Annotated in this window: 18 protein-coding genes; 7 read left to right on the forward strand and 11 right to left on the reverse strand. The window is 43.0% G+C overall.

From position 1 onward, the window contains the following. Both ACO5E4_RS09065 and ilvC read right to left on the reverse strand, forming a co-directional pair. The coding region (locus ACO5E4_RS09065) for a pertactin-like passenger domain-containing protein (protein WP_485862816.1) at nt 1-1,529 on the reverse strand (1,529 nt) is incomplete at its 3' end. A gap of 66 nt (nt 1,530-1,595) precedes the next feature. After that, entirely contained in the window at nt 1,596-3,074 is a 1,479-nt protein-coding gene (gene ilvC / locus ACO5E4_RS09070; protein ID WP_485862817.1) for a ketol-acid reductoisomerase, read from the reverse strand. 679 nt (nt 3,075-3,753) lie between these two features. Here ilvC and ilvY point away from each other — a divergent pair. Next, complete coding sequence (ilvY, locus tag ACO5E4_RS09075; RefSeq protein WP_485862818.1) at nt 3,754-4,632, forward strand: HTH-type transcriptional activator IlvY; 879 nt, start codon at nt 3,754-3,756, stop codon at nt 4,630-4,632. A gap of 27 nt (nt 4,633-4,659) precedes the next feature. Next, complete coding sequence (gene rarD, locus ACO5E4_RS09080; protein ID WP_485862819.1) at nt 4,660-5,532, forward strand: EamA family transporter RarD; 873 nt, start codon at nt 4,660-4,662, stop codon at nt 5,530-5,532. Nucleotides 5,533-5,537: 5 nt separating this feature from the next. Here rarD and aroE read toward each other — a convergent pair whose 3' ends face one another. From aroE to ACO5E4_RS09095, 3 genes are read right to left on the reverse strand one after another with little or no spacing between them, the layout of a single operon-like run. Continuing rightward, entirely contained in the window at nt 5,538-6,338 is an 801-nt protein-coding gene (aroE, locus tag ACO5E4_RS09085; RefSeq protein ID WP_485862820.1) for a shikimate dehydrogenase, read from the reverse strand. Between the two features lie 3 nt (nt 6,339-6,341). Beyond that, nucleotides 6,342-6,893 (reverse strand): L-threonylcarbamoyladenylate synthase type 1 TsaC, encoded by a 552-nt coding sequence (tsaC, locus tag ACO5E4_RS09090; RefSeq protein WP_485862821.1) that lies wholly within the window; start codon nt 6,891-6,893, stop codon nt 6,342-6,344. A 4-nt stretch (nt 6,894-6,897) separates the two neighbouring features. Continuing rightward, complete coding sequence (locus ACO5E4_RS09095; protein ID WP_485862822.1) at nt 6,898-7,446, reverse strand: DNA topoisomerase family protein; 549 nt, start codon at nt 7,444-7,446, stop codon at nt 6,898-6,900. Nucleotides 7,447-7,611: 165 nt separating this feature from the next. Here ACO5E4_RS09095 and ACO5E4_RS09100 point away from each other — a divergent pair, with 165 nt between their 5' ends. Beyond that, nucleotides 7,612-9,219 carry a DNA recombination protein RmuC gene (locus ACO5E4_RS09100; protein WP_485862823.1) on the forward strand — a complete coding sequence of 536 codons (1,608 nt, stop codon included), beginning with the start codon at nt 7,612-7,614 and terminating at the stop codon, nt 9,217-9,219. A 71-nt stretch (nt 9,220-9,290) separates the two neighbouring features. Here ACO5E4_RS09100 and ACO5E4_RS09105 read toward each other — a convergent pair whose 3' ends face one another. From ACO5E4_RS09105 to serB, 5 genes are all read right to left on the reverse strand, one after another. Next, on the reverse strand, nt 9,291-11,159 hold the full coding sequence (locus ACO5E4_RS09105) for an acyltransferase family protein (RefSeq protein WP_485862824.1): 1,869 nt from the start codon (nt 11,157-11,159) through the stop codon (nt 9,291-9,293). A 72-nt stretch (nt 11,160-11,231) separates the two neighbouring features. Next, nucleotides 11,232-12,323, reverse strand: a complete 1,092-nt coding sequence (gene ychF / locus ACO5E4_RS09110; RefSeq protein ID WP_485862825.1) for a redox-regulated ATPase YchF — start codon at nt 12,321-12,323, stop codon at nt 11,232-11,234. A 66-nt stretch (nt 12,324-12,389) separates the two neighbouring features. Continuing rightward, nucleotides 12,390-12,974: an aminoacyl-tRNA hydrolase gene (gene pth / locus ACO5E4_RS09115; RefSeq protein WP_485862826.1), complete on the reverse strand. Its 585-nt coding sequence runs from the start codon at nt 12,972-12,974 to the stop codon at nt 12,390-12,392. 119 nt (nt 12,975-13,093) lie between these two features. Next, nucleotides 13,094-13,585, reverse strand: a complete 492-nt coding sequence (locus ACO5E4_RS09120) for a YajQ family cyclic di-GMP-binding protein (RefSeq protein WP_485862827.1) — start codon at nt 13,583-13,585, stop codon at nt 13,094-13,096. A 10-nt stretch (nt 13,586-13,595) separates the two neighbouring features. Beyond that, entirely contained in the window at nt 13,596-14,540 is a 945-nt protein-coding gene (gene serB, locus ACO5E4_RS09125) for a phosphoserine phosphatase (protein ID WP_485862828.1), read from the reverse strand. Between the two features lie 75 nt (nt 14,541-14,615). On the opposite strand from serB, the gene ACO5E4_RS09130 reads away from it, so the two are divergent. Continuing rightward, nucleotides 14,616-15,299: a YtjB family periplasmic protein gene (locus ACO5E4_RS09130; RefSeq protein ID WP_485862829.1), complete on the forward strand. Its 684-nt coding sequence runs from the start codon at nt 14,616-14,618 to the stop codon at nt 15,297-15,299. 109 nt (nt 15,300-15,408) lie between these two features. On the opposite strand, the gene rpsT is transcribed toward ACO5E4_RS09130, so the two are convergent. Beyond that, nucleotides 15,409-15,672: a 30S ribosomal protein S20 gene (rpsT, locus tag ACO5E4_RS09135; RefSeq protein WP_005548279.1), complete on the reverse strand. Its 264-nt coding sequence runs from the start codon at nt 15,670-15,672 to the stop codon at nt 15,409-15,411. Between the two features lie 268 nt (nt 15,673-15,940). On the opposite strand from rpsT, the gene murJ reads away from it, so the two are divergent. The 3 genes from murJ to ACO5E4_RS09150 all read left to right on the forward strand — a co-directional run. Next, nucleotides 15,941-17,518, forward strand: a complete 1,578-nt coding sequence (gene murJ, locus ACO5E4_RS09140) for a murein biosynthesis integral membrane protein MurJ (protein ID WP_485862830.1) — start codon at nt 15,941-15,943, stop codon at nt 17,516-17,518. Between the two features lie 81 nt (nt 17,519-17,599). Beyond that, nucleotides 17,600-18,538, forward strand: a complete 939-nt coding sequence (gene ribF / locus ACO5E4_RS09145) for a bifunctional riboflavin kinase/FAD synthetase (RefSeq protein ID WP_485862831.1) — start codon at nt 17,600-17,602, stop codon at nt 18,536-18,538. A gap of 37 nt (nt 18,539-18,575) precedes the next feature. After that, nucleotides 18,576-19,356 (forward strand): class I tRNA ligase family protein (locus ACO5E4_RS09150; protein WP_485862832.1); only part of this gene is annotated, 781 nt, incomplete at its 3' end.

The following is a 19,356-nucleotide window of genomic DNA, read 5'->3' on the forward strand; positions in this document are numbered from 1 at the left end:
GGTGTGACTGCGCTTTGTGAGTGCGCTAATACCCAATTTTTTCCTTCAGGGGTTAAAAAGTATTTATAAGCACCGAGCGCCACATAACCATTGGCATTCGCTAAGTGAAATTTTGCATTGCCGCTATTGGTTTCAACTAAGGTTACTTTACCGTTTGCCACATGCGCGCCGTGATCCGTCACATTAAGGTTATGATCACCTTCCGCTTTTCCTTTCACGATGATTTTATCGGCTTTGTTTTCAGCGATATTGGTATTGAGATCAAAGGTGGTGGAGCCAGTGAGATCTCCTTTAATCGTTAACGTTTTATATTCCGATGTCGGTTCAAATTTGACCGTTGAATTCTGCGTATTCAAATGATGAAGAATACTCGATTGATTAAAACGCCACTGACTGTTTGCTAATGTGACGTTTACTTCAGTTTTTGCCGGTTTTTGCGGGTTTTCAATAATAGCGCCACTCAGTTTGGAGCTGTTGTCAGCACTAAGGTGCAAATGGAACGTGCCTGCTGCATTTGCATCAATTTCTTCCTCGTCTTCCTCATCAACTGGGAAATTCGGATCATTGATGGAAATAAGTGCTCGAGTGGTATTTAATTCGCTGTTATGTAAGTTCAGGGTAACGGTATGTTCGTCCCCAAGCGGTACAGCATGCAATCCATAACCGGCTTTAATCTTAGAATCCCTTAAGGTAACCGTCTGTGTGCCGCTGTCATGGAGGTTCATGAAGACACTTTTATCGTTTACTGTAGCGTTTAACTTTTTAGCATCGATGATTTGTTCTTCAGTGTGATCACTTCCAATATCAAAAACAGATTGTAAATCTTTATTTCCAGTAATAGTGACGTTTTTAATATTTACAATATCTTTGCCGAAAAGCGTGTATGCCCCGTTGTTTTCACCATTCATGGTGATTTGATGGTTAGAAGAGTTAATGGTAGATGTTTCTTGCGATTCAATGGCATTTGAGCCGTCATTGTTGAGTTCAATATCTGCTTGAGTATTGATTGTTGCATTACGGGCTTCAATAGCAGCATTGCCATCAAAATGACCATTAGCATCAGGAATGTTGTGAATTTGAGAATAGTTTTTGTCAACGATGAGTTTTACACCTTGTTCTAAATTTGCTGTTGCACCATTGACATGAACTAATTGGCTGGAAGTATAATCTTCTTTAAGCGTTGCTTTAACGCCTGATTTTAGTGTAATGACATTATCTTGTTTTGTCGTATCGAAAATATGAAACAAAGCATCAGATAATTGACTTGGTCGACCTGGGCTAGTAATAGCACCATTTTCTGTTTTGGCTTTGTTTTGGTAATTTCCTGCTTCAACGGTGACATTTACAGCATCGGCGAGTTGAGTCGCAGTATCGTTGATATACCACGTATTGCCGGGTCCTTGAATATATTTACAACCTGTTGTTGTATTACAAGTGAGATCCGTTGCCCATCCCAAATTTGCTAAACTTAGTGTTGTTGCAACCAAACTTAGCTGAAAAGTGCGGTTAAATTTTTTATTGTTTTTCATACTGATTCCTTAATTTTTCATATAAAAAAGCCGATTTAAAAATCGGCTTAATATAATGATATTTAATTAACCTTGTAATGACACGCGTTTCATATCTTTCATGTAACCACGCAATTCTTGGCCAATTAATTCTACCGGATGATTGCGGATTGCATCGTTTACATCGCGTAAGGTGATGTTGTCGATTTCCACGATTGGTGTTGGTTCACCGATGTCACCTTTGCGTAAGGTCGGCACCAATGCTTTTTGCATAATCGGACCGGCAACGTTAGCGAATAAGTAGTTACCGTATTCTGCAGTGTCGGAAATTACCACATTCATTTCATATAAACGTTTACGTGCGATGGTGTTGGCGATTAACGGCAATTCGTGTAAGGACTCGTAGTAAGCGGATTCTTCGTAAATGCCGCTGGCCACCATGGTATCGAATGCTAATTCTACACCGGCTTTCACCATCGCAATCATTAACACGCCATGGTCAAAATATTCTTGCTCGCTGATTTTGCCTTCATATTTCGGTGCGTTTTCAAAAGCGGTTTTGCCGGTTTCTTCACGCCATTTTAATAGGTTGACATCACCGTTTGCCCAGTCTTCCATCATCACACGGGAGAATTCACCGCTGATGATATCGTCCATGTGTTTGGCAAATAAGAACGCCAATTCTTCTTTGATTTGTTCCGCTAACTCGAACGCACGTAATTTTGCGCTGTTGGATAAGCGATCCATCATCAACGTGATACCGCCTTGTTTTAAGGCTTCGGTGATGGTTTCCCAACCGTATTGCACTAATTTGCCCGCATAGGCCGGATCTTTGCCGTCAGCCACTAATTTGTCGTAGCAAATGAGAGAACCCGCTTGCAACATACCGCAAAGGATGGTTTGTTCTCCCATTAAGTCGGATTTGACTTCCGCCACGAAAGAGGATTCCAACACACCCGCACGATGACCTCCGGTTGCCGCCGCCCAAGCTTTGGCAATTTCTAAACCTTCGCCTTGCGGGTCATTTTCAGGATGCACGGCGATTAACGTCGGCACGCCAAAACCACGTTTGTATTCTTCACGTACTTCTGTACCCGGGCATTTTGGTGCCACCATTACGACAGTGATGTCAGGACGGATTTGTTCGCCTACTTCAACAATGTTTAAGCCATGAGAATAGCCCAATGCCGCGCCTTTTTTCATTAACGGCATGACATCTGCAACCACTTTGGAGTGTTGTTTGTCCGGGGTGAGGTTAATGACTAAATCGGCTGTTGGAATCAGTTCTTCATAAGTGCCCACTTTAAAGCCATTTTCACTGGCACGTTGGAATGAAGCACGTTTTTCTGCGATCGCCTCCGGACGTAATGCGTAGCTGATGTCTAAACCGGAATCACGCATATTTAATCCTTGGTTTAACCCTTGCGCACCACAACCGACGATCACGATTTTTTTGCCTTTCAAGAAATCCGCTTCCGTTGCGAACTCACTGCGATCCATAAAACGGCAACGACCTAATTGATCTAATTGTTGGCGTAAGTTTAAGGTATTGAAATAATTAGCCATGATGTTTTCCTTTTGTGTGGGAGTGTTTGTTTAGGTTTGGGTGATTATAGGGTGTTTGGGTGTTGCGTAAAGTGATATTATTGGGATTGTGTGTTGCGGTTTTTGCAATTACCTGCATTTAGAGGAATCGGTTTCGCCGATGGCGACCTTCTTTCTTTTGCCTGCCCAAAAGAAAGAAGGCAAAGAAAAAGCCACTCCGACTAAGCCGCTTATCCTTATTCCAATGCAATTTTTTTCACGCTAAATTTCGAACTCGCTTCGCTCAAACAAAGCGAAATTTAGCTAAAAATTGCATCTCCATAAGGGCGTCTTACACGGAGGAAATAATTTGTTTTTTAAAAAAGTGCGGTTGAATTTTTAGATATTTTTTATTTCAAAAAACATTTTTAGAAATGACCGCACTTTTGAATTTATTGACATAATACACTTTAAATAATGCTCAAATAAAATTGGGGCCCCATCTGAACCGCCTGAGCGATTTGCAATTTTTAGGAAATTTTCGTTTGTTTGAGCCGCTGGCGGCGAGTTCGAAAATTTTCGTAAAGAAAATTGCAAGTGAGTGAAGATAAGCGGTGAAGCTGGGGTGTGTTTTCTTTTGCCTACTTTGCTTTGCACAAGCAAAGAAAAGTAGGTCATTCTCAATGAAATTGAGAATGAAACCTAACTTAAGATTAAAAACATGACTTTTACCGATCTCAAAATCTTCATCACCCTCACCCAAACCCAAAACTTCGCCAAAACGGCGGCGTTGCACCACATGTCGCCGTCAACCTTATCCCGTCAAATTCAAAAAATCGAAGAGAAACTGGGGCAACAGCTTTTGTGGCGGGATAATCGTCAGGTGTTGTTAACACCGAATGGGGAAGTGTTTTTGGCGTTTGCACAGCAGCAGTGGCAGAATTGGATGCTGTTTCAACAGCAATTGCATACGCAAGAGGAAGAGCTTAGCGGAGAGCTCAAACTGTATTGCTCGGTGACAGCAGCGTATAGCCATTTGCCGGGGATTTTGGAGAAATTCCGTGCGCATTATCCGAAAGTGGAAATTCAACTGACCACAGGCGATCCGGCGCAGGCGGTACATTTGGTGCAGGCGCAGCAGGTGGATTTGGCGTTAGCGGGGAAACCGCCGGTATTACCGAGTGCGGTGACGTTTCATTATATCGATGATATTGCGTTGTCGATGATTGCGCCTCGTGTGGCATGTTCGGCAACGCAGTTATTGCAGCAAGATCCCATCAATTGGCAACAAGTTCCTTTTATTCTGCCGTTGGATGGTATGGCGCGGCAGCGGATTGAAGAATGGTTTAAACAAAAAGGCATTAAACACCCGAAAATCTATGGCACCGTGGCCGGGCATGAAGGTATTGTGTCCATGGTGGCACTGGGTTGTGGTTTAGCGTTATTGCCGGATGTGGTGATTAAGAACAGTCCGTTGAATAGCCAAATTTCAACCTTGCAGTTAGAGGAACCGATTACTCCTTTCGAACTCGGTGTTTGCGCGTTGAAACCGGCCTTAGAGCAGCCTTTAGTGCGTGCATTTTGGCAGTTATTAGCGTAAAGTGCGGTCAAGATTTAAGGAGTTTTTATGCTAAAAGGCGTTGCGTTTTCATTATTGGCTTCTCTGCTGTTCGGCTACATGTATTATTTTTCTACGCTGTTGCTGCCGTTGAGTGGTACCGATATTTTCGGTTATCGCATTGTATTTACCCTGCCTTTTGTGGCGGCGGCCGTATTTTTGTTTAAACAAAAAATGGCGTTGATTGCCCATTTAAAACGCATTCAAAGACAACCGCACTTTGCCTTGGCTTTTCTCTTTACCGGTGCGTTGATGGGCTTTCAAATGTGGCTATTTTTATGGGCACCTAATAATGGTAGCTCGTTGAGCGTTTCTTTCGGTTATTTATTGTTGCCTTTAGTGATGGTGGCGGCTGCGCGAATTATTTTTAAAGAACGGATTTCACGCATTAAGTTTTTAGCCGTATTGATTGCTGCTGTGGGGGTCATTTCCAACATCGCCTTAAAAGGGGAAATTTCTTGGGAAGCGTTGGTAATTTGCGTGGGATATACCACTTACTTTGTGCTTCGTCGAATGTGGAAAATGACCGATCTTGCAGCATTTTTCTTAGAAATGTTAACCCTTTTGCCATTTTGTGCGTATTTTGCGTGGCAAGTGGATATTAGCCAAGTACAACAAAGCAATCCGCATATTTTGGTCTTATTGCTGCTCCTAGGCTTGATTAGTGGAACGGCTCTCAATGTGTACATTCTTGCCAGTAATCATTTGCCGATGAATCTGTTGGGCTTACTTGGTTATGTAGAACCTTGCCTGATGGTGGGAATTTCCTTATTAATTGGTGAAAAGATTGATGCACAAAGTTATCCGCTGTTTATTTGCTTGATCCTTGCTATGCTTTTGATTATCACGGATGGCATTCTACAAGCGAAAACACGCCAATAGCTTTTTTATAACTGCTCAAACAACGGCGCAATGTTCGGCATTACACCGCGCCATAAATAAAATGAATGCGCAGCTTGCGCCAATAACATCCCAAAACCGTCGCTTCGGTTTTGTACGCCTAACGCACGACAGTGTGCCAAAAAAGGTGTGTCTTTTTGTCGATCATATTGCATGTCGTAAACCGCTTTTGCCACGCGCAGAATCTCATCGTTAATTGCCACTGTGCCGCCGTGTAAACCTGATGAAGTGGCGTTAATAATCACATCAAAGGATTGCGTGGGAAGTTGACTCAGTTCGACGGCACGAATATTGCCGTAAGGCGAAAATTTCTCTGCTAATTGTTGCGCTTTGGCTAAAGTGCGGTTGGCAATCACAATGTTTTGCTGTGCATGTAAAAGCGGTAACAATACGCCTTTTGTGGCACCGCCTGCGCCTAAAATGAGTAGGGTTTGATTCGGCTTAAGCCAATTCAACCGTTGCAAATCTGTCACCAGTCCTGCGCCGTCCGTATTGTCTGCATACAACGTGCCGTCGTCCAATTTTTTCAACGCGTTGCAGGCTTCCGCCATCAGACAACGCTCACTGTGTGCATCTGCCAGCTTGAACGCCCGTTCTTTAAAAGGCGAGGTGATATTACATCCCGCTGCACCCTGCGCAAAAAATGCCGATAATTGCCGTTCAAAATCCTGTTCATCGCCTAACATGGCATCGTATTGCACATCTTGTGCGGTTTGTTCGGCAAAAATGCGGTGAATTTGCGGCGATTTGCTTTGCGCAATCGGGTTGCCCCAAACGGCATATAACATGATTTATCCTTGACGAAAAACTTGATTGGTGAAAATGTCGCGAATTTCGGACGGATTTACTGCACCGCCCACAGGCATATCCAGCACCGGGAAATTCGTGCCGAATTGTTGTGTCACTTCTTGTGCTGAACGGCAAGGCGGCTGGCCGGTTAAGTTGGCGCTGGTGGAGGTGAGGGCAACCCCTGCCTGTTCGCATAACAGCTTAACGGCAGGGTGTTGGCTGATGCGCACCGCAATACTGTCAAAATCGCCGGTTAGAAATTGGGGTGTCGTTGTTTTTGCTGGGACAACCCATGTCGTTGGCCGATCATATTGCATGGTTAAGCATTGCCAATGTGCTTCCATCAAACGGCTTTCATCTATAAAAGGCAACAAAAAATCCAAGCTCGGCGCAATTAAAATGAGCCCTTTTGACATCGGGCGTTGTTTTAAAACCAGTAAATTTTCCACCGCACTTTGGCTGTTTGGATTACAACCTAAGCCAAAAACCGCTTCGGTAGGGTAAGCGACGACTTGCTGATTTTTTAAATGGTTAACAATCTCTTGTAAATTCATGAGGTTACTCGGTCGTAAAAATGTGGCGGCAGGTTTTATTCACACATTGCCAAGTGCGTTGTTCGCCCTGTTGTTTTTTTAATAAGGCTAAATTGCCGTGGCATTGCGGGCAGTCCACTAAATAAGGTTTAGTTGGCACGGAAAACTTACAATGCGGAAAACGGTTGCAGGCGTAAAATAGCTTGCCGGCACGTCCACGTCGCGCCACTAACTGCCCTTCTTTACATTCCGGGCAAGGTACGTACTCTTCCGTTTTCTCTTCTGCTTCCTCATGCACCACAAAATGACACTCGGGGTAATTACTGCAGCCGATAAACATGCCGAAATGCCCTTGTTTTAACGCCAATAAATGGCCACATTGAGGGCAGTTTTGTTCCAATATTTTAAGGGTTTTTACTTCGTTGGAAGCCTGTAACGGTTTTAAGTAATCACATTGCGGATAGGCAGAACACCCGAGAAACAGCCCTTTTTTGCCTTGTTTTATTTGCAACAACGCACCGCACTGCGGGCAGTGTTCCTCGTGTTTGGTAGGCTGAAATAAAGGTTGGTTCATGGCATGCCCTAAAAGTGCGGTGATTTTTCTCGACAAATATTAAAACGGTTCGTGCGCCATTCTACCGCAAGTTTTGCGCCTTTTACCACTCACGAAATGAAAAAGCAAAAGGTCGGCAAAGGCCACGGATTTCCTTTATACTAACGCCCAATATCAGGAGGGAACATGTTTGCATTGGATATTGATTTAAATGTGTTATTGGGCGTTTGCATTGCATTGGGTGTGCTTTGCCTTATTTTGCTTTTTGTCAGCGCCCGCCGGAAACGGGATAGCTTGGAATTACAACAAGATTTAAATAAAAACATTGAAGATTTTAATCGCTTATTAGAAAAATTTGACGCCGTTACCGCCCGTAAAAATCAATTAGAACAAGAGGCGGTGAAAGCACAAACCACGGCGGATGGGCTACAAATTCGCTTAAACGAACGGGATGAAAAAGTACAGTATTTGCAAACGGAACTGAACGAAGAACAGGCGCGCCATTCCGCTATTGCAGAACAAATAACGACGCTGAAAGAACGTTTTGGTGTGGCATCGGCACAGGCGGACAGCTTGCGCGGACAACTTGCACAAAGCCAAGCGCAGCTTACCCGCAAAGAAGAATCGCTGGCAAATTTAACGGAAAAACACACCGCACTTTCGCAGGAATTGGCGGAACTAAAAACCACGTTAACGGAAAAAGAAAAGCATTTTGCTGAGCAGCAACAACATTTTGAACAAACCAAACAGCAACTCAATACGCAATTTCAAAACCTCGCCAATCGTATTTTAGAAGAGAAAAGCCAGCGTTTTCAGCAAACGAACCAAGCGTCCATGGATAGCTTGTTAAAGCCTTTCCGTGAGCAAATTGAGAGTTTCCAAAAACGGGTGAATGAAATTCACTCGGAATCCCTTAAGGGCAACGCAGGCTTGGAAGCGGAAATTAAGAAAGTGTTGGAAATCGGTTTGAGTATGTCGCAACAAGCGAACAATCTCACATCCGCCCTGAAAGGGGAAAAGAAAACCCTTGGTAACTGGGGGGAAATGCAATTGGAGCGTGCTTTGCAATCTGCCGGCTTGGTGGAAGATGAACATTACACCGCACAGGCGCATTTCAAAAACGAAGAAGGCAAACGCAATTATCCCGACTTTATTCTTAACCTTCCGGATGAGAAACATTTGATTATCGACAGCAAAATGTCGCTTAACGCTTATGAAAGTGCGGTCAGTGCTGAAGATGAAATAGAGCGTCAGGCGTTTTTGCGCGAGCACATTAAGGCGTTGCGTAATCACATCGACGACTTATCCCGCAAAGATTACAGCAACCTTATCGGCGTGCGTAGCCCGAATTTCGTGTTGATGTTTATTGCCGTGGAATCGGCTTACATTGAAGCCTTAAAAATGGATCCGAGCTTGTTCGGTTATGGTTATGACAAAAACGTCATTATGGTGTCATACACTACGCTGATGCCGATTTTACGCACGGTGGCGAACCTATGGCGGGTGGAACGCGGTAATGCGGAAGCGCGTGAAATTAGCGAAAAAGCCGGTGACATTTACAACCAAATCTGCTTGCTTGCAGAGCGTTTGGCGAAAGTGGGCAACAGCCTTTCCACCGTCAGTTCGCACTACAATAGTGCTGTCACGGCGCTCGTGGGGCAGCAGGGCTTGATGGGCAAAGTGGAGCGCTTTAAAGCACTTTCTGCCAAAGCCAACAAAACAATGCCTGATATCGAACCGCTGCATCATGATTTTGAAACGGAACGGTTGTTGCTGAATAAAGAACAACAGTAATAAAAAAGTGCGGTAGAAAAACCGCACTTTTTGTTAACAGAGTAGATTCGACAAATACTTACAAGATCGAACTATTTATATAATTTTTCAACTTGCTCAGGGGAGAGCAATCTTTGGTGTTTGGTGAATTCTTTCCCTAAATAGTAAGCACCAAAGTTTGTTAAACGGTCTTGATCTCCATAGAGATATTTTCCTTCCGCCATCACACTGTCTTTAGGTAGATATTGTTGTGCATCAACCCAATGTGCATTCGGGATATCTTTAATTAAATCATGAATGATTTGGTTGCTTGCATCAATATCGCCCATTCTACGAATCGGCTCAAGATATTTATCTAACCCATATTTAGCGAGGAGATGTCCTCGAATAGGGGAACGGTTAATCGAACTGTTATTGGCAAAAACATAAACAGGTTTTACTGCGGCGAGTTTTTCCACCATTTTTCTGAATCTGATTTCAAAGTCAGGGACTAAATAGGATTCTGCTTCAAAGCGTGGAACCGGTTGGCCTTCCATTCGAAGATCATAAAACTCAGAAATGAAAACGGCATCGTATTTGGCTATTTCATTCCATTGTGATTGGCATTCTGGTGTCACTTCTCCATTTTTATCTACCAATACTTGGCAATCTGGACCTGTATTTAGAATATCCGCCTTCCAGCCCTCTTGGGCACCAACATAATTTAAGAAATAAGCTAAATGGCCGGCATGTGAATCGCCAATTGTTAAGATTTTTGCAGGGAGGTGCGTATTCGTCTCTGCTAATGGCACTTCTTGCTCAATTTGTTCTTTCTCATTTTTGATCTGTTTTCTTTCATAGGTGTTATATCCAATCACTAAAACAGAAGGAATCACATAGAGATATAAAAATGCCTGTTTGAAACTTAATTTTGATTTTCTAATTGGTTGCTCAATCAGATAATAACTCAGAACAGAGAAAAGTACTGTTAAAGCAGTAACTAACAATACGAGCTGATTATCTATTTGTTTTGTGCCTGTAATATAGTAAGCAAAAGAGATAAATACCCAATGGTATAAATAGAGTGAATAAGATATTTTCCCAATAAATACCATTGGTTTTGTGGAAAGCAGTTTTTTTACAATGCTATCTTGCGTTGTTGTATAAATGACAAGCGCAGCTAGTAAACAAGGTAAAACTAAACTTATTCCAGGAATAAAGATTAATTTATTATGATAGAAATAAAAACAAGCCAGCAATAATAAAAAACTCAAATTACCAATGAGTTTTTTATTAAATGTGCGATTTGCTGGTGGATTAATATTATAAATGGCTAATAAAGATCCAATAAGCAACTCTGGAAAGCGTAAATTAGAAAGATAATAAATGTTAGGTTGATGTAATACATCTTTATAAAAAGTGTGAGGAATAAATGATGTTAATAACAACAGGACAAAGAGTGTTAGTGTAAACTTAAAAATAGATTTTAAATTCCCGGCTTTTTTATATACAAATAATAAAAATAAAGGGAAAATTAAGTAGTATTGTTCCTCAACGGCTAATGACCAAATATGTAAAACAGGGTTTTCTGTCGCATTAAGGTCAAAATAACCTTGCTTAAACCCTAAATAAAAGTTAGAGGAAAAAACAGCGGCAAGCTCAATGGTCTTTCTGAGTTGGTTAAAATCATTATAGATAAATAATGCAGAAGCAACGAAAGACACAAGGGCCATTACCACAATGAATGCTGGGTAAATTCGCTTTATACGGCGAGTGTAGAAATCTTTAAAAGAAAAACGGTTTTCTTTCATCTCATTAATGATGATGCCGGTAATAAGAAAACCGGAAATAACAAAGAAAATATCTACGCCAAGAAAACCACCCGGTAGCCAATTTGCATTGAGGTGATAGATGATCACTGAAATTACCGCAATGGCACGAAGTCCATCTATTTCAGCACGATATTTAATTGAAGACGACATGTAACTTCCTTAAAAAAGAGATAAAAAAATCGCACTTTAGTATCTTAAAGTGCGGTTCATTTTTAGACTGTTTTACACGTTGAAACGGAAGTGCATGACATCACCGTCTTGTACGATGTAATCTTTCCCTTCTAAACGCCATTTGCCGACATCTTTGGCGCCGTTTTCACCTTTAAATTGGATGAAATCCTCATAAGCAATGACTTCGGCACGGATAAAGCCTTTTTCAAAATCGGTATGGATCACGGCAGCTGCTTTTGGTGCAGTGGCGCCCACGGAAACCGTCCACGCGCGGACTTCTTTTACGCCGGCGGTAAAGTAAGTTTGTAAGTTTAAAAGCGCGTAGCCTGCACGAATGACACGATTTAAGCCCGGTTCTTCAATGCCGAGATCTTGTAAGAACTCGAGTTTTTCATCATCATCCAGTTCGGCGATTTCCGCTTCGATGGCGGCACACACCGGCACCACGACAGAGCCTTCTTTTTCGGCAAATTCGCGGACTTTATCGAGATAAGGATTATTTTCAAAACCGTCTTCGTTCACGTTGGCAATGTACATGGTCGGTTTTAAGGTTAAGAAATTATAGCTTTTGATCGCCAATAACTCGTCTTTGTCTAATGGCACAGAGCGAATCATGCCTGCTTCAGAAAGTATCGGTAAGATTTTTTCCATCACGGAAAGTGCAAATTTCGCGTCTTTATCGCCGCCTTTAGCGCGTTTTTGTAAACGTTGAATCGCACGTTCGCAGCTGTCTAAATCAGCTAACGCCAGTTCGGTGTTGATGGTTTCAATATCGTTTAACGGATCGATTTTGCCCGCCACGTGTACGATGTCATCGTTTTCAAAACAACGTACGACATGGCCAATGGCGTCCGTTTCACGGATGTTGGCTAAGAATTTGTTACCCAAGCCTTCGCCTTTGCTCGCGCCGGCCACCAAACCTGCGATATCCACGAATTCCATGGTGGTAGGCAATACACGTTCAGGTTTGACGATTTCCGCTAAGGCGTCTAAACGCGGATCCGGCATTGGCACTACGCCGGTATTTGGCTCGATGGTGCAAAACGGATAGTTTGCCGCTTCAATGCCGGCTTTGGTTAAGGCGTTGAAAAGTGTGGATTTGCCCACATTCGGTAGGCCCACGATACCACATTTGAATCCCATAATTTTTCCTTATTGGTGAAGAAAAGTGCGGTTGAAATTGACGGTGTTTTTGACCGCACTTCTCGGTTAAATTTTAAAACTATTCAGCCGATTAGTGGCTTTGACGATGCCGTCTTTGAAAAGCAGTTCCACGCAATCTGCGGCTTCATCCAAGGCTTTTTCTAGTGCTTCACGCTCACTGGGGGACGGTTTGTTTAATACATAACCTGCTACTAAATCACGGTGTCCCGGGTGACCGATCCCAATGCGCAGACGATAAAAATTGTTGTTATTGCCCAATGCGGCGACAATATCTTTTAAACCGTTGTGCCCGCCATGCCCGCCACCTAATTTCAGTTTAACGCTGCCGGGTGGTAAATCTAATTCATCATGCAGGACTAAAATTTCTTCGGGTTTGATACGATAAAAATTCGCCAATGTGCCTACTGCTTTGCCGCTTAAATTCATAAAGGTTGTCGGCACCAAAAAACGGATTTCTTTGCCGTTCATCAGCGTTTTTCCTACATTCCCAAAAAACTTATTTTCCGCATTTAATGTGACATTAAACCGCCGTGCTAAACGATCAATTAACCATTCTCCGGCATTGTGGCGGGTGTCTGCGTATTTATCGCCGGGATTGCCAAGTCCAACAATTAACTTAATTTCTGACATAGTCTGTTTACGTGAATAAAAATAGTGGCGTATTGTAGCGGAAAGTCAGTTTTTTCTCAATGAAGGGAAGAGGAAACCGCACTTTATTATCTAAAGTGCGGTTGTTTTTGAACGCGTTTTTAATCGCGGAAATTATTGAATTGGAATGGTTGTCCCAGTTCGGCGGTTTTGACAAGTTGAATCACGGCTTGTAAATCATCGCGCGATTTGCCGGTAACGCGGACTTGCTCGCCTTGGATTTGGCTTTGGACTTTGATTTTGGAATCTTTGATCAACTTGGTGATTTTTTTCGCCATGTCGGTTTCAATGCCTTGTTTCAGCTTGATTTCTTTGCTGTACGTTTTGCCGGTGTGTTCATAGTCGGCAGGAATATCTAACGAAGTGGATTCGATGTTACGTTTAATACACGCGTTACGTAAGATGTCGATGAGTTGCTCCACTTGGAAATCCGATTCGCTGCTGACTTTAATAGTTTCGTTTTTTTCGTTAAATTCGATTGCGGCTTGTACGTTGCGGAAATCCCAACGGTTAGTCAGTTCGCGGTTGGCGTTTTCCACGGCGTTGCGGATTTCGTGTCCGCTGATTTCGGAAACAATGTCGAATGATGGCATGGTTTTCTCCTTATTTCATTTTGTCGTTTGCACTTAAAATACATAAAAGTGCGGTTAAATCGGTGAAATTGACGATAACTTGCGCCAATTGTTGTACTTTTGGTTTGGCGTGATAAGCCACGCCGACATCGGCAACTTGCATCATGGCGAGATCGTTGGCACCATCGCCGATGGCAACGGTGTTTTCAGTGGCAATGTTAAATTGTTGTGCCAACTGTTGTAAGATTTGCGCTTTGTATTTCGCATCCACAATAGTGCCTTGTACATTGCCTGTAAGTTTGCCGTTAATAATTTCAAATTGATTGGCGGCAATAAAATCTAAGCCGAGTTTTTGTTGTAACACTTCGGCAAAATAGGTAAAGCCGCCGGACGCAATCGCCACTTTCCAGCCGTGATTTTTGAGTTCTTTGACCGTTTCCACCAATCCCGGCATCAGCGGTAAGTGTTGTTTGACCTCTTGCAAAATGCCTTCCGGTGCATCTTTTAAGGTAGCAACCCGTTGGCGCAGGCTTTGACTAAAATCGAGCTCGCCACGCATGGCACGTTCCGTAATGGCGGAAACCATGTCACCTGTGCCGGCAAGTTTGGCGATTTCATCGATACATTCAATTTGAATGGCGGTGGAGTCCATGTCCATCACGAGCAATCCCGCTTGGCTCAAACTGGCGTGAAAGTTTAGCGGCGCAATATCCAGTGCTAATTCATGGGCAATGCCAATCCATTCGGCCTTCCAGTCGCCTTTGAGCAACACCACGGTGTCATGCAACACATTCCACGCGGAAAAACACAAAAAATTTTCACCGCACTTTTGCTGAAAAGCCTGTAACTTTGTGAGGTTTAGGTTGTCGGAATAGAGAATAAACGCCTGTGCTGCATGATAGGGTTTGTCAGCAATGAATGGCGCAGGAAGTTCAGAAAAATGCGCCATAATGGCGTTAAGATTTTGTGTTTGCATAAAAATCCTGTAAATTGTGGCGGTTTTTAAAAGCACTGTATTCTAGCTTACTTATTAAACTTTGGGGAAAATAACTTGCATTTAACAAAAGAAAAAATGATTAAGGTAATGATGTTTTTCGGCATCATTTTGTTATGTGTAGGCATCATGGCGATCATTTTATTTGGCGTACAACAATTTAAAATCGGATCACAGCTGGCCAGTGTAAATCAGGTCGCTAATATTTCTCACTTATTGGCACGCCAGCAAGCGAATCTATTTTCAATGTTGTTGGTGAATAATGCGAAAACAGAACGGTTAGTTGAGAATTTGGATAATTTCACCAAAGAGGAATTTGTACTGGATGCTGCAGTGTATGCGCGTAACGGTGAATTATTGGCGAAAAGTACGAATTCGTCGGATATGCGCAGTTTATTGGGATTGGATAAACCGGAAGAAAAAGACACGGATTCACAACAAATTGTCGAACCGATTTATTCTTCAAACGGTGTAGAAGGTTTTCTGCGTGTGACCTTTGATGCCAAATATGCCCAATCGACAAAAAGCAAAATTAATCAGATGTTTCATCGTTTATATGGCGAAATCATTATTATATTTTTAGTGGGCGTGTTGTTTGCTAGCAGTCTACATTATTTTCTTAGCCACTATCGCCGTAGCCGTATGCATGTTCATGTTGTGGAAAAAACACCTATACCCAGTAATAAAACAAAGCAATCTATGAGCAAAGCGTTTCATCAGCGTCGGAGACGACTGAGATAGGGAAGTGCGGTCGTTTTTATGATTGTTTTTTCTCTTTAAGAAAAATTAAAATACGCAAAAACAAAAAACCGCTCATTTGAGCGGTTTCTGTTTATTAGTTAAGCAATAATTATGCTAATTTTTTGATTTGAGCAGCTAATTTAGATTTGTGGTTTGCTGCTTTGTTAGCGTGGATTAAGCCTTTAGAAGCCATACGGTCAACAACTTTTTGCATTTCAACGAATGCTGCTTCAGCTGCTGCTTTCTCACCCGCTGCGACTTGCGCATAAACTTTTTTGATGTAAGTACGCATCATAGAGCGTTGGCTTGCGTTGTGTTGACGGCGTTTTTCAGATTGAACCGCGCGTTTTTTTGCTGACTTGATATTAGCCAAGGTCAAACTCCTAAAAATTTCTGTTAGTTAATAGTGACAAAATAGGGGCGTAAATATGCCGATTTCTTATACTTTTGTCAACGGGAATTTTGTGTTGATTTCGGTGAGACACAACCGAAAGTTGGCATCGTTATACTCAACAAGCTCTTTCTAAATGGGCTCACCAAACGATGTGCGCGGGATTTTAACAGTTTTTTCCCTTAGAATATAGCGTAAAAACGAAATTTCTATACAATTAGGCAAATTTTATCATTCAGAGTAATTCGTTTTGAGTAAAAGATTATTAAAATCCGGCATTATCGTGAGTGGGATGACGCTTGTTTCGCGTGTGTTAGGCTTGGTGCGCGATGTGGTGATTGCTAATTTAATCGGTGCCGGCGCAGCGGCGGATGTATTTTTGTTCGCCAATCGTATTCCTAATTTTCTCCGTCGATTATTTGCCGAAGGGGCGTTTTCACAAGCGTTTGTCCCCGTGTTGGCGGAATATCAAAAATCCGGTGATTTATCCAAAACCCGTGAATTTATCGGCAAGGTGTCGGGCACCTTGGGCGGTTTGGTCACGATCGTTACATTATTGGCGATGATCGGCTCGCCGGTGGTTGCGGCCATTTTCGGCACAGGTTGGTTTGTGGATTGGTTGAATGGCGGGCCAAATGCGGAAAAATTCACGCAAGCCTCGTTGTTGCTCAAAATCACCTTTCCTTATTTATGGTTCGTGACCTTTGTTGCGCTGTCCGGCGCAATTCTGAATATCATCGGCAAATTCGGCGTGATGTCGTTCTCGCCGGTGTTGCTCAATATTGCCATGATTGCCACCGCACTTTGGCTGGCGCCGCAGTTAGAAAATCCGGATTTAGGCTTGGCTATCGGGATCTTTCTCGGCGGGTTATTACAATTTCTGTTTCAACTGCCTTTCTTATATCAAGCCAAATTATTAGTGAAGCCAAAATGGGCGTGGCATGACGAAGGCGTGAAGAAAATCCGCACGCTGATGATCCCCGCCTTATTCGGTGTTTCCGTGAGCCAAATCAACTTGCTCCTTGATACCTTTATCGCCAGTTTCTTAATGACGGGCTCCATCAGTTGGCTATATTATTCCGACCGCTTGTTAGAGTTTCCTCTTGGGTTGTTCGGTATCGCCATTTCTACGGTGATTTTGCCAACCCTTGCCCGCCACCATGTGAACCGTGACGATAACGCCAAAAGCGCGGTGGATTTTCGCAACACAATGGACTGGGGCGTTCGCATGATTTTATTGCTCGGCGTGCCTGCCATGATCGGCATTGCCGTGTTGGCGCAACCGATGTTGCTCGTGCTGTTTATGCGTGGTAGCTTTACCTTTAGCGATGTGCAATCCGCCTCTTATTCCCTGTGGGGCTTTAATGCAGGGCTTCTAAGCTTCATGTTAATCAAGATTTTGGCGAACGGTTATTACGCCCGCCAAGATACTAAAACGCCGGTGAAAATCGGCATCATTGCCATGGTGAGCAACATGGCGTTCAATTTATTAGCGATTCCTTTCAGTTACGTAGGCTTGGCGATGGCGTCTGCCATGTCGGCAACGTTAAACGCCTATCTGCTTTATCGCGGTTTGGCGAAAGCGGATATCTATCATTTCAGCCGTCAAAGTGCGGTGTTTTTTCTGAAAGTTTTGTGCGCTGCCGCCATGATGGGATTGTTGGTTTGGTATAACAGTCCAAGCTTAATCGAATGGAATGCCATGGGCTTTCTTACCCGTGTACATTGGCTCGCCTGGCTGATTGTTTTAGCCGCAATGGTTTATGGTGGAATATTAGTGTTGTTAGGTATTCGTAAACGGGATTTAATGGGCGCACATACGGCATGAAATTAGCTTTTGTGGCGCTTTAATTTATGCGTATAATACCGAAATCTTTTTTCACTGAAATTAAATGGAACAAATTTAACAATGCAGCTGATTCGTGGCTTGGGAAATTTACCGCAAAATTTGCACGCTTGCGCGTTGACGATAGGCAATTTTGACGGTGTGCATTTGGGACATCAAGCCATTTTGCGTCATTTGCGGACAAAAGCTGATGAGTTGCATTTACCCATGGTGGTAATGTTGTTTGAACCGCAGCCACGCGAGTATTTCTGTGCCGAAAATGCCCCTGCGCGTTTAATGCGTTTGCGCGATAAATTGCGTTATCTCAAACAGGCGGGCGTGGACATAGTGATTGTGGCAAAATTTGACCGCACTTTTGCCGATTTACCCGCGCAACAATTTATTGAAGATTGGCTGGTGCGCAAATTAAATGTGAAGTTTTTAAGCATTGGTGATGATTTTAAATTTGGTGCCAAGCGCCAAGGCAATTTTGCCCTGTTGCAACAAGCCGGCGAACAGTTTGGTTTTGTCGTAGAAGACAGCCGAAGCTTTTGCTTGGATGCATTGCGAATCAGCAGTACAGCAATCCGCGAGGCGTTAGCCAATGATGATTTAACGTTGGCGGAAAAATTACTTGGACGTCCTTATCGCATTTTAGGGCGCGTGATTCACGGCAATCAGCTTGGTCGCACTATTGGCTTTCCGACTGCGAATATTCGCTTGCATCGTCAGGTAAATCCGGTCAAAGGCGTGTATGCCGTCAAAGTGCGGTTAAAATCCGGCGCGTTTTTTAATGGGGTTGCGAACATCGGCACCCGCCCGACCATCAATGGTGTGAATCAATTATTAGAAGCGCATTTATTTGATTTTCAAGGCGATCTTTATGGACAATGGGTGGATGTCGAACTCTGCCATAAAATCCGCAATGAAATGAAATTTCCCTCTTTTGACGATTTAAAAGCACAAATTGCGAAGGATGTAGAAACGGCGAAAAACGTTTTCAAAACTGACCGCACTTTATAGAACTCAACTTTACTTTTATACAACTCTGGAATAGAACATGACTGATTATAAAAATACCCTTAATCTCCCTGAAACGGGCTTCCCGATGCGTGGCGATTTAGCCAAACGCGAGCCTGTGATGTTAAAAAACTGGTATGAAAAAAATCTTTACCAAAAAATTCGTGAAGCTTCAAAAGGCAAAAAATCCTTTATTTTGCATGATGGCCCTCCGTATGCGAACGGTAATATTCATATCGGCCATGCGGTAAATAAAATTCTGAAAGATATTATCGTGAAATCAAAAACCGCATTAGGTTTTGACTCGCCTTATATTCCGGGTTGGGACTGCCATGGTTTGCCAATCGAATTGAAAGTAGAAGGTCTTGTCGGTAAGCCCAATGAGAAAGTCACTGCGGCTGAATTCCGCCAAAAATGTCGTGAATACGCCGCAGAGCAAGTAGAAGGTCAGAAAAAAGATTTTATCCGTTTAGGCGTGTTAGGTGATTGGGATAATCCTTATTTAACGATGAACTTCAACACCGAAGCAAACATTATCCGTACCCTTGGTAAAGTGATTGCGAATGGCCACTTATACAAAGGTTCAAAACCGGTGCACTGGTGTTTGGATTGTGGATCTTCTTTAGCGGAAGCAGAAGTGGAATACGAAGACAAAGTTTCTCCGTCCATTTATGTGCGTTTCCCGGCGGTAAGTGCGGTCGAAATTGAAGAGAAATTTAACGCAGTAGGCAAAGGCCATGGCAAATTATCTGCAGTGATTTGGACCACCACACCTTGGACAATGCCATCTAACCGTGCGATTGCGGTAAATGCAGACTTAG

The organism is Aggregatibacter sp., from assembly GCF_057314075.1.

What these genes read in the sequence shown, in the direction of transcription:
- ilvC (WP_485862817.1), bottom strand. Translation starts at nt 3,074, where the DNA reads ATGGCTAATTATTTCAATACCTTAAACTTACGCCAACAATTAGATCAA.
- serB (WP_485862828.1), bottom strand. Translation starts at nt 14,540, where the DNA reads ATGCAAACACAAAATCTTAACGCCATTATGGCGCATTTTTCTGAACTT.
- ACO5E4_RS09105 (WP_485862824.1), bottom strand. Translation starts at nt 11,159, where the DNA reads ATGTCGTCTTCAATTAAATATCGTGCTGAAATAGATGGACTTCGTGCC.
- pth (WP_485862826.1), bottom strand. Translation starts at nt 12,974, where the DNA reads ATGTCAGAAATTAAGTTAATTGTTGGACTTGGCAATCCCGGCGATAAA.
- ychF (WP_485862825.1), bottom strand. Translation starts at nt 12,323, where the DNA reads ATGGGATTCAAATGTGGTATCGTGGGCCTACCGAATGTGGGCAAATCC.
- aroE (WP_485862820.1), bottom strand. Translation starts at nt 6,338, where the DNA reads ATGTTATATGCCGTTTGGGGCAACCCGATTGCGCAAAGCAAATCGCCG.
- ACO5E4_RS09095 (WP_485862822.1), bottom strand. Translation starts at nt 7,446, where the DNA reads ATGAACCAACCTTTATTTCAGCCTACCAAACACGAGGAACACTGCCCG.
- ACO5E4_RS09100 (WP_485862823.1), top strand. Translation starts at nt 7,612, where the DNA reads ATGTTTGCATTGGATATTGATTTAAATGTGTTATTGGGCGTTTGCATT.
- ilvY (WP_485862818.1), top strand. Translation starts at nt 3,754, where the DNA reads ATGACTTTTACCGATCTCAAAATCTTCATCACCCTCACCCAAACCCAA.
- ACO5E4_RS09120 (WP_485862827.1), bottom strand. Translation starts at nt 13,585, where the DNA reads ATGCCATCATTCGACATTGTTTCCGAAATCAGCGGACACGAAATCCGC.
- tsaC (WP_485862821.1), bottom strand. Translation starts at nt 6,893, where the DNA reads ATGAATTTACAAGAGATTGTTAACCATTTAAAAAATCAGCAAGTCGTC.
- rarD (WP_485862819.1), top strand. Translation starts at nt 4,660, where the DNA reads ATGCTAAAAGGCGTTGCGTTTTCATTATTGGCTTCTCTGCTGTTCGGC.
- ribF (WP_485862831.1), top strand. Translation starts at nt 17,600, where the DNA reads ATGCAGCTGATTCGTGGCTTGGGAAATTTACCGCAAAATTTGCACGCT.